Source organism: Exiguobacterium sp. 8H, assembly GCF_902506255.1.
Taxonomy (GTDB): Bacteria; Bacillota; Bacilli; order Exiguobacteriales; family Exiguobacteriaceae; genus Exiguobacterium; species Exiguobacterium profundum.
On sequence record NZ_LR733429.1, the window covers coordinates 910,596 to 925,790 of the forward strand.

The 15,195-nt window shown below is 48.1% G+C and carries 17 protein-coding genes; 5 read left to right on the forward strand and 12 right to left on the reverse strand.

Annotation, left to right across the window (positions count from 1 at the left end):
• Positions 1–119 precede the first annotated feature (119 nt).
• The 6 genes from ccsB to GVY43_RS04655 form a co-directional block, all read right to left on the reverse strand.
• Positions 120–1,304, reverse strand: a complete 1,185-nt coding sequence (gene ccsB / locus GVY43_RS04630) for a c-type cytochrome biogenesis protein CcsB (RefSeq protein ID WP_031423441.1) — start codon at positions 1,302–1,304, stop codon at positions 120–122.
• Positions 1,304–2,848 (reverse strand): cytochrome c biogenesis protein ResB, encoded by a 1,545-nt coding sequence (locus GVY43_RS04635; RefSeq protein WP_159562414.1) that lies wholly within the window; start codon positions 2,846–2,848, stop codon positions 1,304–1,306. Before GVY43_RS04635 ends, ccsB begins: the two co-directional genes overlap by 1 nt.
• 19 nt (positions 2,849–2,867) lie before the next feature.
• Positions 2,868–3,449, reverse strand: a complete 582-nt coding sequence (gene resA, locus GVY43_RS04640; RefSeq protein ID WP_047795228.1) for a thiol-disulfide oxidoreductase ResA — start codon at positions 3,447–3,449, stop codon at positions 2,868–2,870.
• A gap of 136 nt (positions 3,450–3,585) precedes the next feature.
• Positions 3,586–4,344, reverse strand: a complete 759-nt coding sequence (locus tag GVY43_RS04645; protein WP_012726494.1) for a pseudouridine synthase — start codon at positions 4,342–4,344, stop codon at positions 3,586–3,588.
• A 4-nt stretch (positions 4,345–4,348) separates the two neighbouring features.
• Positions 4,349–4,942, reverse strand: coding sequence for an SMC-Scp complex subunit ScpB (gene scpB / locus GVY43_RS04650; RefSeq protein WP_074036818.1), 594 nt, complete (start codon positions 4,940–4,942; stop codon positions 4,349–4,351).
• Complete coding sequence (locus GVY43_RS04655; RefSeq protein ID WP_159562415.1) at positions 4,920–5,687, reverse strand: segregation/condensation protein A; 768 nt, start codon at positions 5,685–5,687, stop codon at positions 4,920–4,922. Before GVY43_RS04655 ends, scpB begins: the two co-directional genes overlap by 23 nt.
• An 83-nt stretch (positions 5,688–5,770) precedes the next feature.
• Here GVY43_RS04655 and GVY43_RS04660 point away from each other — a divergent pair, with 83 nt between their 5' ends.
• A complete protein-coding gene (locus GVY43_RS04660; protein ID WP_159562416.1) occupies positions 5,771–6,253 on the forward strand; it encodes a DUF309 domain-containing protein in 483 nt (160 codons plus the stop codon).
• A 54-nt stretch (positions 6,254–6,307) separates the two neighbouring features.
• Here GVY43_RS04660 and GVY43_RS04665 read toward each other — a convergent pair whose 3' ends face one another.
• From GVY43_RS04665 to xerD, 6 genes are all read right to left on the reverse strand, one after another.
• The gene (locus GVY43_RS04665) at positions 6,308–6,664 is read right to left on the reverse strand and encodes a GCN5 family acetyltransferase (protein WP_074036814.1); all 357 of its coding nucleotides are present in this window, start codon (positions 6,662–6,664) and stop codon (positions 6,308–6,310) included.
• 89 nt (positions 6,665–6,753) lie between these two features.
• Positions 6,754–7,194: a peptidylprolyl isomerase gene (locus GVY43_RS04670; protein WP_074036812.1), complete on the reverse strand. Its 441-nt coding sequence runs from the start codon at positions 7,192–7,194 to the stop codon at positions 6,754–6,756.
• A gap of 114 nt (positions 7,195–7,308) precedes the next feature.
• Entirely contained in the window at positions 7,309–8,610 is a 1,302-nt protein-coding gene (locus GVY43_RS04675; protein WP_012726500.1) for a pyrimidine-nucleoside phosphorylase, read from the reverse strand.
• A gap of 28 nt (positions 8,611–8,638) precedes the next feature.
• On the reverse strand, positions 8,639–9,448 hold the full coding sequence (locus GVY43_RS04680) for a purine-nucleoside phosphorylase (protein ID WP_012726501.1): 810 nt from the start codon (positions 9,446–9,448) through the stop codon (positions 8,639–8,641).
• 13 nt (positions 9,449–9,461) lie between these two features.
• Positions 9,462–10,628, reverse strand: a complete 1,167-nt coding sequence (gene deoB, locus GVY43_RS04685; RefSeq protein ID WP_159562417.1) for a phosphopentomutase — start codon at positions 10,626–10,628, stop codon at positions 9,462–9,464.
• 23 nt (positions 10,629–10,651) lie between these two features.
• On the reverse strand, positions 10,652–11,536 hold the full coding sequence (xerD, locus tag GVY43_RS04690; protein ID WP_167365518.1) for a site-specific tyrosine recombinase XerD: 885 nt from the start codon (positions 11,534–11,536) through the stop codon (positions 10,652–10,654).
• Positions 11,537–11,762: 226 nt separating this feature from the next.
• On the opposite strand from xerD, the gene GVY43_RS04695 reads away from it, so the two are divergent.
• Genes GVY43_RS04695 through GVY43_RS04710 form a run of 4 tightly spaced genes read left to right on the forward strand, consistent with a single transcriptional unit; the run spans position 11,763 to position 15,172 of the window.
• Positions 11,763–12,773: an ROK family protein gene (locus GVY43_RS04695; RefSeq protein ID WP_159562418.1), complete on the forward strand. Its 1,011-nt coding sequence runs from the start codon at positions 11,763–11,765 to the stop codon at positions 12,771–12,773.
• Positions 12,770–13,939: a sugar MFS transporter gene (locus GVY43_RS04700; protein ID WP_159562419.1), complete on the forward strand. Its 1,170-nt coding sequence runs from the start codon at positions 12,770–12,772 to the stop codon at positions 13,937–13,939. The genes GVY43_RS04695 and GVY43_RS04700 overlap by 4 nt, the downstream gene beginning before the upstream one ends.
• Positions 13,936–14,316 (forward strand): VOC family protein, encoded by a 381-nt coding sequence (locus GVY43_RS04705; RefSeq protein ID WP_074036798.1) that lies wholly within the window; start codon positions 13,936–13,938, stop codon positions 14,314–14,316. Before GVY43_RS04700 ends, GVY43_RS04705 begins: the two co-directional genes overlap by 4 nt.
• Before the next feature lie 19 nt (positions 14,317–14,335).
• A complete protein-coding gene (locus GVY43_RS04710; RefSeq protein WP_159562420.1) occupies positions 14,336–15,172 on the forward strand; it encodes a Cof-type HAD-IIB family hydrolase in 837 nt (278 codons plus the stop codon).
• The last annotated feature ends 23 nt before the right edge of the window (positions 15,173–15,195 follow it).

Here is a 15,195-nt window from a genome sequence, read left to right on the forward strand (position 1 = left end):
GTTGCACAATTGTGAACATTCCACTCTCTGCCATAACTATACCACTCTATTATTTCGCTTCACAACGATGATTTGATGGACCAAATGAAAAAGAAGTCACAATTGTGACTTCTTTTATGTCAGGCATACGAATGCAGACCGGCAATGACCAGGTTGACGAAGACGAGGTTGAACATGATGATGGCAAATCCACCGACACATAACCAGGCCGCTTTCGTTCCTGTCCAGCCACGCTGAATGCGCATATGCAAGTAGTAAATATAGATCAGCATCGTGATGAGGGCCCAAACTTCTTTCGGGTCCCATCCCCAGAAACGGTTCCAAGCAATCTGTGCCCAAATCATCGCAAAGATCAGACCACCAAGGATAAAGACCGGTAATCCAATCGCGACCGAGCGATAGCTGATTTCATCAGCAAGGTCGAGATCGACTTTTTTTGCAAGGGGTTGGAGCGCTTCAGCGACGCGTTTACGCAAGATGACAAAGCGGAGCAACACATAGATTACAATTCCGCCAATGACCGACCAGATGAGCGTGTTCAACTTGAGTGTATTGATCCAGTTCGGGAGCTCGAGTGACAAGCCACTCGCGCCAGACACGAGTTGTGCCCCTTCTGGGACGAACAAGATCGGCATGAAATATTCATACGTCTCTGCTTGACCGCGGTCGTTCGTGAACTCGACGACACCTCCGGCACCAATCCCCTTGAATAACATCGAGACGATGATGAAGCCGAGCGTGCACATGAGGACAAACATCGTCACTTCGAGCCACGTCCGTGACTTAGACTGTTCTTTCATCGATGTTTCGTTCAATAAGAAAATGAGGCCCGATGCAAAACTAATGGCCAAAATCCCTTGTCCGAGCGCAGCCGTCGTAACGTGAATTTTCAGCCATACACTGTTGAGTGCCGGGATGAGCGGTGCGACTTCACTCGAGAACATTGAGGCGAAGGCGATGACGAGTAACGCCACCGGCATCGCGAACAAGCCGAGTACATCATTTTTATAAATTCCATATACGACGAGGAACCCAAGTACCATCATCATACCGAAGAACGTCGTATATTCGTACAAGTTTGATACCGGCGCATAGCCGACACCTGCCCAGCGCATAAAGAAATATGTCATTTGAGCGACAAAGCCGATGATTGCCAAGATAAAGGCGTATTTCCCATAGGCAACACGGTTGACGTTTCGATCTTTACGCATACCACTGACGGCAATCGTAAAGAGAACCGTCGAGATTGCGTACAGGAAGAACGCGATAAACAGCATTCGGCTGCTCCATTCAATCCATTCCATCAAGATTCCCCTCTTTCATCTGTTGACTCGTTCTCCGACTTCTCTGTGAATCTCGCCTGGTCTTCCCACATCGGTAAGCCAGTTTGTTCTAATAGCGGCGACACTTCACGACGGAGCGAGGACGGGTTTTTATTCGTAAAACCGGCGACAAGCACGCCCTCTTCATGACGACGGATCCAAACGCGACGGTGTGGCCAGTACATGCCCATCGCAATACCGATCATAAAGATCGTGGCACCGACGATCAAAATCGGATAGGTGGAGTCACTCTTCACACGTAAACCACTCGTGCTCGCCATCTCTGTACCTGCAAACTGGACATCGTAGCGGTTCTCTTCATCAGCGACATTCAGACGAATGCCGATTAAATTCGACTCCGTTTCTCCTTCAGGTGATTCAACGTTGAAGAAGAAGGCAGGATTCAGTGCACGTGGTGATTTCGTATTCGGTTGTCCATCTTTCACCTCAAAGTCTGGATACAAATCTTTCAACGTGACGGTGACCCCATCGAGCTCATAAGACTTCTCCGGATTCTCCAAATCAACTTTGAACGGACCATATTCGTCGCCGGTTTCTTTATCTGCCAACATGAACGACATCGATAAAAACTCTGGACGACTTGAATATTGTTCCTGATACACTTCAAATTTATCGAACTTAAACGGGTGGTTGACTTTCGTCGAACCGACATCGACTTGCTCGAGTTGCGGCGATCCGTCCTCGTTCGTTCCCGTCTTTTTGAATAACGTCAACTCTGTCTCATAATTTTTAGGAACGGCTCCTGCTTTTTCAATGGCGGCCGCGAACTTCGCGTCCTCTTCATTGTTCTCAGGGTCGTACATTTCAAGAATGAACTGGTCGTTCCGTAAGTAGTACTCGCCGTCAGTCGCCTCTAGCGACACCGTGTCGCCTTCACGCACCCATTCGAGCGTATCCGTATGGAATGCAGGGAACACTCGCAGCATCGCCCCTAGGAAGAAGATGACAAGTCCGAGGTGGTTGACGTACGGACCCCAACGACCAAACCGGTGTTTCTCTGCTAACAGAGCATCGCCGTCCCGTTTGACGGTATATCGTTTCTTTTTAAGTGCGACTGCGATCTCGTCAATTTGAGCCTCCGTCCCATCACCTTGTCCGAAGAGACGTTGCCCCTTCATAAAACGTTCTGTCCGTCTGACCGGTTGTTTTTTAAGCGCCTTATAGAGCGGAACCCCACGGTCAATCGACACGACGACGAGTGAGAGCGTCAACATGACAATCAGACCGATGTACCACCACGATGTGTATAGGTTATGGAATCCGAGGGCGTAATAAATAGAACCCGGTGTTCCATACTCCTCCATATAATATTGTTCAGGCGGTAATTGTTGTGGGATGTACATCTCTTGAGGAAAGATTGTTCCGATTGCCGAACCGACAATAATCAATGCAATTAACCACAACCCCACTTTGACCGATGCAAAGAAGTTCCACACACGGTCAATGATCGATTTCGGACGACGCTTCGACCGTAAATCAGCGCCTTCGTATTTCATATCTAGCATCTGTGCGTCCCCCGTTCGCTTACAATGACTTCTCGGCTAGCTCCATCAATTTCTCTTTCGTGAGTTCACCTTCATACTTTTCAATTACGTTCCCTTCACCATCGATGACGAATGTGACGGGTAGGTTATAAATGCCATACGCTCCTTCGACTTCGCTCTGGGTATCCATCAAAATCGGATAGTCGAGCCCGACACCAAGGTCGTTGATGAAATTATCGACACGAAGCGGTGTCTCTCCGACGTTCACGGCCCAAAAATCGACACCCATGTCTTGAAGTGTCGCATAGTTTTCTTGTACGACCGGCATCTCTTTCTTACACGGTTCACAGAACGTACCCCAGAAGTTCAAGAGCATCCCTTTCCCTTCGTAGTTATCTCGCTCATACAAGGTCGAACCGTCGAGTGTGACGAGCTTGAAGTTCGGTGCCTCGTCGCCCGCCTCGATGCGTCCATCATTACCCGCTTGGTCGAATGTTTGCATGATCGTAACCGCTCCCGCGAAGAGAACGACCGTCATGATCATCATCCGCCAAAATGACCTCTTTTTCTTTTTTGCGACCGCTTGTTCCATCCGGTCGTCTTTTTGTTGATCTTTTGTCATCGTTTTCACACCATCCTTCAGTTGCTATTGTACTGAAAAAACATTAAAAACGCACATTAACAGACTTTTTTCATTTTTTTGTCACACAATCTACACAATCAAAAAAATCATCCTATTTCAGGACGATTTTTTGTTGTTATTTTTTCTTCTTTTTGCCTCGTGGTTTCGGTGGAACGGTAGGGTTCGCAAGTTCCCGAAGCTTACTGATTTCTTTGTGTGAAAGTTCACGCCAGTCGCCCGTGTTCAGACCGTCGAGCGTCAAGAAACCGAACTGTTCACGCTTCAGTTTGATGACCTCTGAACCAATGGCTTCCACCATCCGACGGATTTGACGATTGTGACCTTCCGAGATGACGATTTCGAGGATGGCTGTGTTCTTCTTCTGGTCTACAGACTTCATCTTCACTTTCGCACTTCCCGTTTTGAATCCGTCATCGAGTTCGACACCAGACTCAAGCTGTTTGATGGCCAAGTAAGATGGGATGTTCTTCACTTTTGCCACATAGCGCTTTTGAATTTTATATTTCGGGTGTGTCATCATGTTCGAGAACTCACCATCGTTCGTCAAGATGATGAGACCCGTCGTGTTGTAGTCAAGACGACCGACCGGGAATACACGTGCTCCTGGTGGGACGAGGTCTGTGATGACTTTACGTCCTTTGTCGTCATCGACCGTCGATACGTAGCCACTCGGTTTATAAAGCAAATAGTAGACGTGCTCTTCTTGTTCGATTTTGACGCCATCGACTTCAATCTCTGACTTCGGTCCAACTTTCGTCCCGAGTTCACGGACGACTTTTCCGTTCACGCGGACGCGACCATCCAAAATCATTTCTTCCGCTTTCCGACGCGAGGCGACCCCCGCTTGTGCGATTACTTTTTGCAAACGTTCCATATGATTAATCCTTCTCCAATCTCTCTTCTTGCTTCGGTGATTCCTGACCGAAGAACAAATCGCCTTCGTCTGTCAGTTCATCCTCAAATGTTAATGGTGGCAATTCTTCGAGCGAGTTGAACCCGAAATGGTCGAGGAAGTGCTCTGTCGTACGATACAGCTTGGCACGACCAATCGTCTTCGCACGACCAGCCGATTCGATCAATCCTTTCGATAACAACGTATGGATGACCCGTTCGACTTTGACTCCGCGAATCTCTTCGATATCCGCTCGTGTGACCGGCTGTTTGTAGGCGATGATAACTAGCGTCTCCATCGCTGCACGTGAGAGCGCCTGCTCAGCCATCGTCCCGACATATTTTTGAATGTACGGAGAGACGTCCGGAACGGTCACGAGCTTGTAGACACCTGCCGATTCCATGAGCTGAAACGGTCGATTCGATGACTTGAACGATGTCTCTAGCTTACTGAGCTGTTCTCGTGCCGCAGCTTCTGAGATATCGAGCGTCTCGGCAAGCGCTCGTACTTCCATCCCTTCATCACCGACGACGAACAGCAATCCTTCAATAATCGTCTCATAAGACAGCAACCGCTTCATCCCCTTTCTTTGATGATTCAATGAATGAGATTTGAATATCTTGGTCGAGTTGTTTTGTTACGACGACCCGTAGCTTGATCAGCTCAAGAAGCGCCATAAACGTTACCACGAGATCCGAGACGTTCGGTTGCTCAACAAAAAAGGAGAAAAATGACGTTTGTCTCGTCGACGATACGTGTTCATGAAGACGCGTCATCTGCTCTTCAAGCGTACGCTCTTCCCGCTTGATCGTCTTTTTGCGTCGTTCTTTCCAACGTTTCCGTTCAATCATCTTCGAATAGGCGTGGAGAAGATCCGAGAAGTTGAGTGGTCCGTCATACTTAGACACCTCTTCAGACATATAAGTCGTCAAATCTTCACCCGGTCGCGTATACAATTCAAGCCGGTGTTCTTCTTGTTCACGCATGAAGACGACCGCTTCTTTATATGCTTTGTATTCAATCAATTGACGAATGAGACCTTCACGCGTCGGTTCCTCACTGAAGTCTGGAACCTCTTCATCCTCGACCGAAACTGGCGGTAACAATTGTTTGCTCTTCAATTGGAGCAACGTCGCCGCCATGACCAAGTATTCACTGGCCACATCGAGTTCAAATTTTTGCATCGTGCGAATATAGCCGACATACTGGTCAGTGACTTCTGCCACGGAAATGTCGACGATATCAATCTCCATTTTTCCAATCAAATGGAGCAACAGGTCGAGTGGACCTTCGAACGTATCAATTTTAACGTTATAGGCTTCCATAGAGACACCTGCCATTTTACATTTTTGCGCTTTAGTATAACATGTTTTATAACACCGTGGACACGAAAGGAGAAAATTGATTCATGACCCCTTTTATTCATTATACGTTGCTTTTTGAATGTCATGCCGATTATTTCGAATGTCATGAGGTATTAGAAGAGGCGTGGCAGGCAGACGGACGCCGTCACCACGGCTATGCAGCGCTCATCCAATATGCTGTCATCCACTATCACCTCCGGCGCGACAATTTGGTCGGCGCAAAAAAGAGCTTGCGACTCTTACGTCGAAAGATTGACATCGCTTCTCCCTATTTGAATGAACTCGGTCTAGATGTCGACTCCTTCATCGCACAACTCGAGGAATGGCCGCTTCGCGCGACGATTCCATTGCAATCAGATGTCCGTGAGACGGTCGAATCCCTAAAATCGACGTTTCCATCGACGGACCTCGCGTTCGAGGAACTCGTTCATAAACATCTACACCGTGACCGGAGCGAAGTGATTATGGAACGGAAATCTGCCCTTCTCGAACGTCAACGAGCGAGGAATTCCGCTAGCCATTCCTGAACCACATGCAAAACCCCCGCAGTCACAGGGTCGTGATTGCAGGGGTTTTTATCGTCAGACGACTAATTGATTCCATTTATCCAGTAAATCGCCCGTCTTGCCTGTACCGGTTAGCGTCAAATCAAGTGGAAGGACGTTTCTTACCTCGTCTAGAAGCTCGTAAGAACGTTTCTCGCCACGGAATGATGGCGACAAGGCGATATGGTCGATGACCATTGTCGTTTCTTGTTGCTCCATACCAATGATACCAACGAAGTCTTCACCGACTTTCCACAAATAGAGGAACTTCGACTCCTCCTCGTCATACGATCGGACGAGTTCAAGCAAGCTTAGCGGAGATTTGTCACTGCATGAGAATGCGAGTAGACCCATCGCCGTCTTTTCATAAGAACGTTTATATTTGACCAGCATCGCTGGGTTCACCACCTTTTGTCATTCAAGTTTCACGACGTGAACACGTGAGAGACATGGTTCATTGTGCCATACCCTTCAGGCAAAAATCAATTCTCGTCCCAAACCTTCACTTCTGCCATCTTCGTACCTTGACGAAGTTTGACGGCATGCTCAAGACCAGATGTCACTTTACCAAATACCGTATGGACACCATCCAAATGCGGTTGTGGCTCATGGACGATGAAGAACTGTGAAGACCCTGTGTCACGACCTGCGTGGGCCATTGAGAGTGAACCCGCTTCGTGTTTGTGTGGGAACGATGTCGATGTCTCACAAGGAATCGTATAGCCTGCGCCACCCATTCCAGTTCCTTGTGGGCAACCACCTTGGCTGACGAAACCAGGGATGACACGGTGGAACGTCAATCCGTTGTAAAACCCGCTGTTCGCAAGTTTTTCGAAGTTTTCAACCGTGATCGGTGCTTCACCGTGGAATAAATCAAATTCAATCATTTCGCCATTCTCAAGTTTCATAGAACCTTTTTTCATGTTTCAAGCAACCCCTTTTTCATAATATGTATCCTGCTGTTTGACACTCACATTACCCATCTTATCAAAAAAACACGTCTGTCTCCACTTTTTTGTGGAAACAGACGTTCTGCCTTATTGAATCACCGCGTGAACGAGTGGACGTGCCTCTGGTTTCGTTGCACCGATCGTATACGCATGGTCTAAACGCTCGATGGCTGAAGACATGTCTTCGATGTTCGAACGGAGTACCGCGATCACATCGCCTGCCTCGACACGGTCGCCGACTTTCTTCTCAAGCGTGATGCCTGCCGCAAAATCGATTTTGTCTTCTTTTGTCGCGCGTCCTGCACCGAGAAGCATCGCCGCAACACCCACTTCGTCTGCGATGATCGACTCGACATAACCTGCTTCTTTTGCGACGAATGTCGTCTCATATGAAGCTTGTGGTAATTTCGTCACATCATCGACGAGTGATGCGTCGCCACCTTGTGCTTCGACGAACTTGCGGAACACCTCGAGGGCGTGTCCATCTGCAATGCGCTTCTCAAGGTCGGCATATGCTTCTTCAAACGTCGGATAGAATTCACCGAGGACAGCCATATGTCCAGCGATCGTGAGCGCGATTGTTTTCAAATCTTCGACTTCTTTACCTGAGAGGACTTCAATCGCTTCTTTCACTTCGTTCGCGTTCCCGATTTCAAAGCCGAGCGGTTGGTCCATGTCTGTGATGACCGCGACCGTCTTACGTCCGACGTTTTTCCCGATTGCGACCATTTCTTCCGCGAGGGCTTTCGCATCATCAAACGATTTCATGAACGCACCAGAACCTGTCTTGACGTCAAGAACGATACTGTCCGCGCCTGCTGCAATCTTCTTCGACATGATTGAACTTGCGATAAGCGGGATCGATTCGACCGTAGCCGTAACGTCGCGGAGCGCATACAAGCGCTTATCAGCAGGCGTCAAGTTCCCTGTCTGACCGATGATCGACATTTTGATATCATTCACTTGTTTCGTGAATTGTTCTTCCGTCAATTCAACGTTGAACCCCGGGAATGATTCGAGCTTATCAATCGTACCACCCGTGTGACCGAGACCACGACCGCTCATCTTCGCAACGGGGATGCCGATTGAAGCAACGAGTGGTGCCACGATCAAGCTGATTTTGTCCCCGACGCCGCCCGTCGAGTGCTTGTCAACTTTTTTCCCTTCGATGTTGGAAAGGTCAATCGTATCACCAGACTTCACCATTTCCATCGTCAATGCAGCCGTCTCGTTTTCAGTCATCCCATTGAAGTAGATGGCCATCGATAAGGCTGACATCTGATAGTCAGGGATTGATTCGTTCGTGAAACCTTCGACAACGAAGCGAATCTCCTCTTCGTTCAATTCTCCACCGTTACGTTTCTTTAAAATCAAATCGACCATACGCATAACTGTCGTCCTCCTAAAATTAAGTTACTTACATGCTTTTAATCGTGCCACGTACGAGAGAGAGGAAGTCTTGACGAACGCGCTCTGTCGTTTCGATGACTTCTTCATGGTTGAGTGGTTGATCTAAGATGCCTGCTGCCATGTTCGAGACACACGAGATCCCGAGGACACGCATATCCGAATGACGCGCGACAATGACTTCTGGAACGGTCGACATACCGACGACGTCGCCACCGAGAAGACGGGCCATTTTGACTTCAGCTGGTGTTTCGTACGTAGGACCTGTGTTACCGAAGTAAACCCCTTTTTGTACAGAAAGTCCAAGGTCTGAAGCGACACGTTCTGTCAATTTCACGAGCTCTTTATCGTACGCTTCTGACATGTCAGGGAAACGTGTCCCGAATTCACTCGCATTCTTCCCGATGAGCGGGCTCGTACCAAAGAAGTTGATATGATCTGTGATGATCATCAAGTCGCCTGGGTTGAATGACTCGTTACATGCTCCTGCCGCGTTTGTGACGATGAGAGTCTCGACACCGATCAATTTGAGGACACGAACCGGGAACGTCACTTGTTCCATCGAGTATCCTTCATAGAAGTGGAACCGTCCTTGCATGGCGACGACTCGTTTTCCTTCAAGTTCACCGAACACGAGTTGACCCGCATGTCCTTCGACAGTCGATACCGGGAAGTGTGGAATCTCCTCATAAGGAATCGCTACCGGGTTCTCAATCTCGTCCGCGAGGACTCCAAGTCCCGAGCCTAGAATGAGTCCGATTTCTGGTGTACTGCCCATACGCTCCTGCAAAAACGCTTTTGTTTCGTTCCAATTTACCATGAATATTGCCTCCTCAAATTTCGTTTAAGAAACTCTTTCCGTTTGATGGTGCCGCAACGTCAAAGTTGTCAGCGACGGTCGCACCGATATCTGCGAACGTACCACGAATGCCTAAATCAACCGCCTTCGCTCCGTTGTGATGAACGATGAGCGGAACGTATTCACGCGTGTGATCTGTACCGGCATGAACAGGGTCATTTCCGTGGTCAGCCGTGATGATGAGCAAGTCATCTTCACGAAGGCGCTCCATCACTTCCGGTAAGCGAGCGTCATACTCTTCAAGCGCGACCGCATAGCCTTCCGGGTCACGACGATGACCGAATAATGCGTCGAAGTCAACTAAATTCAAGAAGCAGAGCCCTTCGAAGTCTTCCTCGAGCGACTCGACCAATTTGTCCATGCCATCCATGTTCGATTTCGTGCGGACCGCTTTTGTCACACCTTCACCATCGTAAATATCGCTGATTTTCCCTAATGCGATGACGTCTTTCCCAGCTTCCTCGAGCGTGTTCATGACGGTCTTGCCGAATGGTTTCAAGGCGTAATCGTGACGGTTTGCCGTACGGACCCATGCTCCTGGTGTCCCGATGAACGGACGAGCGATGATTCGTCCGAGCATGTATGGATCTTCGCGTGTGATTTCACGAGCGTATTCGCAGATTCGGTACAACTCATCAACCGGCACGATGTCCTCGTGTGCTGCGATTTGAAGGACTGAGTCGGCTGATGTATAGACAATCAGAGCGCCAGTCTCGACATGCTCTTCACCGAGTTCGTCCAAAATTTCTGTTCCTGACGCCGGTTTGTTTCCGATGATTTTACGTCCGCTGAACTCTTCGAGGCGGTGAATCAAGTCATCAGGGAACTCCTCGAATACACGGAATGGTGTATCGATATGAAGACCCATGATTTCCCAATGTCCTGTCATCGTATCCTTACCAGCTGAGATTTCTTCCATGCGACCATACGCACTCGGTGCATCCGATGCATCGATGCCTTGAATCGGCTTGATGTTCGAAAGTCCAAGTTTACCCATGTTCGGCATGTTCAATCCGTTATGTTCACGCGCGATATGCCCGAGCGTGTCGGCCCCTTTGTCACCGAACTGTTCAGCATCTGGTGCTTCACCGATACCGACCGAGTCCATGACGACTAAGAAAATACGTTTAAACTTCTTCACAAAAAATTCCTCCTTTTCGGTGTCTAGGCACGAGGGTGATGCTTACGATACACATCATGCAATCGTGATTTGTTGACGTGTGTATACACTTGCGTCGTCGCTAAATCCGCATGACCGAGCATCTGTTGAATGGCGCGTAAATCCGCACCGTTCTCGAGAAGGTGTGTCGCAAAAGAATGACGGAGTACGTGCGGTGTGATTTCTTTGTCAATTCCAGCAAGTTTGGCTCGTCGTTTGATCATCTTCCAAAATCCTTGGCGACTGAGCCGTCCTCCTCTGCCGTTTAAAAAGAGCGCTTCGGTCTCTCTGCCGCCAAGTCCGTTACGAGCTTGTTGGATGTAACGCTCGACAAAACTTTGGGCAACCGAGGATACCGGAATGATTCGTGCGCGCTCGCCTTTCCCTTCACATTGTAGATACCCCAATTCGAACTGCAAATCATCCAAATCCAAACCTAAAAGTTCACTGACCCGCATCCCTGTCCCGTAAAGCAATTCAAGCATGGCTCGGTCTCGTAACGAGAGCGGGTCCGACGTCGGGACGCTGTCCAACAGACGTTCAACTTCCGCTTGTGACCATGTATCCGGAAGTTGCTTTTCTGCTTTTGGAGATTCTAGGTAAAGAGACGGATCGGTCGTCGTGACTCCGGTCATTTTGAGATGATGATGAAACATCCGAATCGAACTGACAGCTCGTCTTAATGAGGACGAAGCTCGCCCCGCCTGTGACAGTTCTTCGATATGTTTGACGATATGCGAACGTGTCACTTCATTCCACTCTTCTACCCCAAGTTGGGTCAAGGTCGATGCGTACTGCGTCAAATCGCTCGCATACGCCTGTCTCGTATTCGCGGACATCCGCTTTTCAACTGTCATGTATTGAAGAAATGACTCGATATGCGAACGCATCATACCCTCCTCCTTCCTTGTTTCACCTGAATACGCTTACAGCATATCACTTATGTAAACTGTTGTGAAGATGTCTGACCTCATTTTTTATTCACTTTTTTGTGAACGTTTACGTGATAAAAATACATCTCAGAATTCTTATTTTTCTGGCATCTTCAAATGAGAAACGTTATACTACAAATAACTTATTAAAATATTTTAAAAAGTTGATAGGAGTTGAATCGTGATGAAAGATCTGCAACACGAATTACTAGTCGACATCCGAAAGCAAATTGCCCTACACAATGTTTCGACAATTTCCGAGTTGAGTAAGGCCACACACGTTTCATTCCCTACCGTTAAGAAGATGATTGATGACATGATTGAACACGGTGAAGTCATCGAACACGGTCAACTTGCCCCAAAAGGAGGAAGACCCGCAAAAAGTTATAAATACAATCCAACATTCCGATGTTGCCTGACCCTATATATCGAAGCGAGCGAGATTCACTATCGCTTGATTGACTGTCAAACTCAGAATGTTGAAGAAGGTGTAACTCTAGTCTCAGGCACGCATTTAGAGACGTTAGGCAAACTCGTCGATACATTCGATGAGCACACAATAAAAATCGGTGCCATCTCTGTCGGCGTCGCCGCTGCAGTCGATACGGGTCGAATTGTTTTCGCCCCAGAATATCCATCACTGGCGCATTTAGATTTGAAGAACTGGTTGATGGAACGAACTGGACTTCCGGTCGTCATTGAAAATGATATGAATGCCGCCGTCTATGGATTTTCCATACGAGATGAGACCACAACACATCAGTCCATCGTCTATCTCGGCCTCGGAAAGAATGGTCCAGGTGCTGGTATCTTGCTCGATGGACATGTCGCTCGCGGACAATCCGGGTTTAGTGGTGAAGTTTCATTTCTTCCGCTTTATGATGATGCAACTTTCTTTGACCGCATAAAAAACAAGCCTTATGGACCACATGTTCTGAAAAAAGAAGAAATCGATGCATTAGGACGGCTCGTCGCTACATTTGCTGCGACACTAAACCCACACACATTCATCTTTTCAGACGTCGACCTCATTACTGACGATCTGTCTCACATCGACCGCGCGTGCGAACGATATCTTCCCTCTCGTCACCTTCCTCGTCTACGGATTGGGGAATGGGAAGAGGATTACTTTTCCGGACTGGCTCGCCTCGGCATTGAATTGATGCTCGAAACGATTCCGCGAGGTGACGTATGACGATTGTTTTGTTGGCCGTGATCTATCTCGCATTTATCAGCCTTGGTCTTCCGGATGCCCTCATCGGTGTCGGGTGGCCACTTATGCATCAAGAATTCTCCGCACCCGTATCGATGGTCGGATGGATTTTTATGACGATTGCTGGTGGAACGATTCTTTCGAGTCTACTGAGCGGTAAACTATTGAAACATTTTGACACGAAACAAGTCACGTTCGGTTCGACATTACTCACAGCGCTCTGTCTGTTCGGATTCTACTCTGCTCCTTCAATCGGTTGGCTATTCGTATTCGCCATCCCGCTCGGTCTAGGTGCCGGTGCCGTCGATGCCGCTCTGAATCATTACGTTGCCGAACATTACGAAGCACATCATATGAACTGGCTACACTGCTTTTGGGGAATCGGCGCGACCGGGGGACCACTCGTCATGGCGGGTGTATTAACAGAGGATGGATGGCGTGACGGCTATTTGATTATCGCCGCCGTTCAGTTCAGTTTAGCTCTCGTATTGTGGTTGTCTTTCCCACTTTGGAAACAGAAAGAGGATTCCACTGCACATCCTCAAGAAACAGCCGTCACGACACTCGATCGCAAGCTACCGACCGGGGTGTCCTATGCATTGGCCACATTTCTACTTTACTGCGGGGTCGAAGCGTTGATTGGGTTATGGACGAGCAGTTATCTTGTGCAGATGAAACAGTTTTCCATTGCGACGGCTGCGGCATGGGTGTCCATCTACTACGGTAGTATCACAATTGGACGGTTTGTGAGCGGATTCCTCTCGTTCCGTTTCACGAACAAACAGATGATCCGGATGGGACAAATACTCGCCCTTGTCGGAAGCATCCTCTTCTTCATCCCAATCTCCGCGACGATGCTCGTCGGCTTGATGCTGATTGGCTTCGGATTGGCTCCGATTTATCCAAGTATGCTTCACGATACGCCGAATCGGTTTGGCTCGGCACAATCGAAACGTTTGATGGGGTTTCAAATGGCATTCGCCTACTCAGGGAGTACGTTTCTCCCCCCGTTATTCGGATTAATCGTGTCTATGACGTCACTCCGTTTTTTACCGTTTGTGGTCATCCTGATCATGACCGGGATGCTCTTCAATACAGAACGGTTGAATCAAATGATTAGACGAACATCAGAGGAGGATTCTATATGAGAATTGAACATGTCGCCCTTTGGGTAAACGATATCGAAAACATGCGCAGGTTTTACGAAGTCTATTTTGATGCACAGTCAAATGATAAATATGAAAACGAGAAGAAACAGTTTGAATCGTACTTTTTAACGTTTCGAGGTTCACGTTGCCGACTCGAACTGATGAGACGACCTCACCTTAAAGAACATCCGAAAGAATCGGCCGGGTATGCACATCTCGCCTTTTCACTCGGAAGTAAACACGCGGTAGATGCCTTGACGGAACGCTTTCAACTTGATGGATACACACACGTTGACGGTCCACGGACGACCGGTGATGGTTATTACGAAAGCGTCATCCTTGATCCGGAAGGCAACATCATCGAATTGACAATCTAAACAGAAGGAGACAACACACATGATCCAGGCAATTTTACTTGATTTAGACGGAACGCTGTTAAATGACGAGAAAATCATCACGGAACAGACGAAGCGCACGCTACTTGCATTGCAAGAGCAAGGTGTCAAAGTGGTGCTTGCGTCAGGACGTCCAAAGCGAGGGATGATTCGCTATGCACAAGAGTTGAAATTGAACGAGTTCGGCGGGTTGATTGTCTCTTCTAATGGAGCATGTGTCACGGACGCTTCTACAGGCGACACGCTTTTTGAACAAGCAATGCAAATCGAGGATGTTCGCTCAATCTTAAAGCACTTAGAGCACTACGAGGTCATCCCAATGATTAACGATGATACGTATATGTATGTGCGCGACGTTTTCGAGGGACAACTTGAAGTGAATGGAAAATTGATTAACATCATCGAATATGAATCGAGAGGCGGTCAGTTCCAATTGCGAGAAGAACCGAACTTAATCGAGATTATCGACTTCCCCGTCCATAAGATTCTCGTTGCTGGCGAGCCTTCATACTTACGAGAGAATGCAACTGCATTAGCTGGCCCTTTCACAGGTCGGGTCACGAGTATGTTCACAGCGGCGATGTATTATGAATTCACCGATTTCGGCATTGATAAGGCGAAGGCGCTGCGTCACGTCTTCGAGGAGTTGTGTATCGATCGTGACCACGTCATCGCTTTCGGAGATGGTCATAACGACCGTTCAATCATTGAATACGCAGGAATTGGGATTGCCATGGGAAATGCCGTCGATGCATTGATCGACATTGCGAGTGAGGTCACGACATCAAACAACGACGATGGGATCTCGAAGATTCTTGAGCGATATATCACACATTGAAAAAGGACAGATGACCTGTTGGG

Coding starts and splice junctions, on each gene's coding strand:
- ccsB (WP_031423441.1), bottom strand. CDS start 1,304: ATGGAATGGATTGAATGGAGCAGCCGAATGCTGTTTATCGCGTTCTTC.
- GVY43_RS04635 (WP_159562414.1), bottom strand. CDS start 2,848: ATGCTAGATATGAAATACGAAGGCGCTGATTTACGGTCGAAGCGTCGT.
- resA (WP_047795228.1), bottom strand. CDS start 3,449: ATGACAAAAGATCAACAAAAAGACGACCGGATGGAACAAGCGGTCGCA.
- GVY43_RS04645 (WP_012726494.1), bottom strand. CDS start 4,344: ATGGAACGTTTGCAAAAAGTAATCGCACAAGCGGGGGTCGCCTCGCGT.
- scpB (WP_074036818.1), bottom strand. CDS start 4,942: ATGAAGCGGTTGCTGTCTTATGAGACGATTATTGAAGGATTGCTGTTC.
- GVY43_RS04655 (WP_159562415.1), bottom strand. CDS start 5,687: ATGGAAGCCTATAACGTTAAAATTGATACGTTCGAAGGTCCACTCGAC.
- GVY43_RS04660 (WP_159562416.1), top strand. CDS start 5,771: ATGACCCCTTTTATTCATTATACGTTGCTTTTTGAATGTCATGCCGAT.
- GVY43_RS04665 (WP_074036814.1), bottom strand. CDS start 6,664: ATGCTGGTCAAATATAAACGTTCTTATGAAAAGACGGCGATGGGTCTA.
- GVY43_RS04670 (WP_074036812.1), bottom strand. CDS start 7,194: ATGAAAAAAGGTTCTATGAAACTTGAGAATGGCGAAATGATTGAATTT.
- GVY43_RS04675 (WP_012726500.1), bottom strand. CDS start 8,610: ATGCGTATGGTCGATTTGATTTTAAAGAAACGTAACGGTGGAGAATTG.
- GVY43_RS04680 (WP_012726501.1), bottom strand. CDS start 9,448: ATGGTAAATTGGAACGAAACAAAAGCGTTTTTGCAGGAGCGTATGGGC.
- xerD (WP_167365518.1), bottom strand. CDS start 11,536: ATGCGTTCGCATATCGAGTCATTTCTTCAATACATGACAGTTGAAAAG.
- GVY43_RS04695 (WP_159562418.1), top strand. CDS start 11,763: ATGAAAGATCTGCAACACGAATTACTAGTCGACATCCGAAAGCAAATT.
- GVY43_RS04700 (WP_159562419.1), top strand. CDS start 12,770: ATGACGATTGTTTTGTTGGCCGTGATCTATCTCGCATTTATCAGCCTT.
- GVY43_RS04705 (WP_074036798.1), top strand. CDS start 13,936: ATGAGAATTGAACATGTCGCCCTTTGGGTAAACGATATCGAAAACATG.
- GVY43_RS04710 (WP_159562420.1), top strand. CDS start 14,336: ATGATCCAGGCAATTTTACTTGATTTAGACGGAACGCTGTTAAATGAC.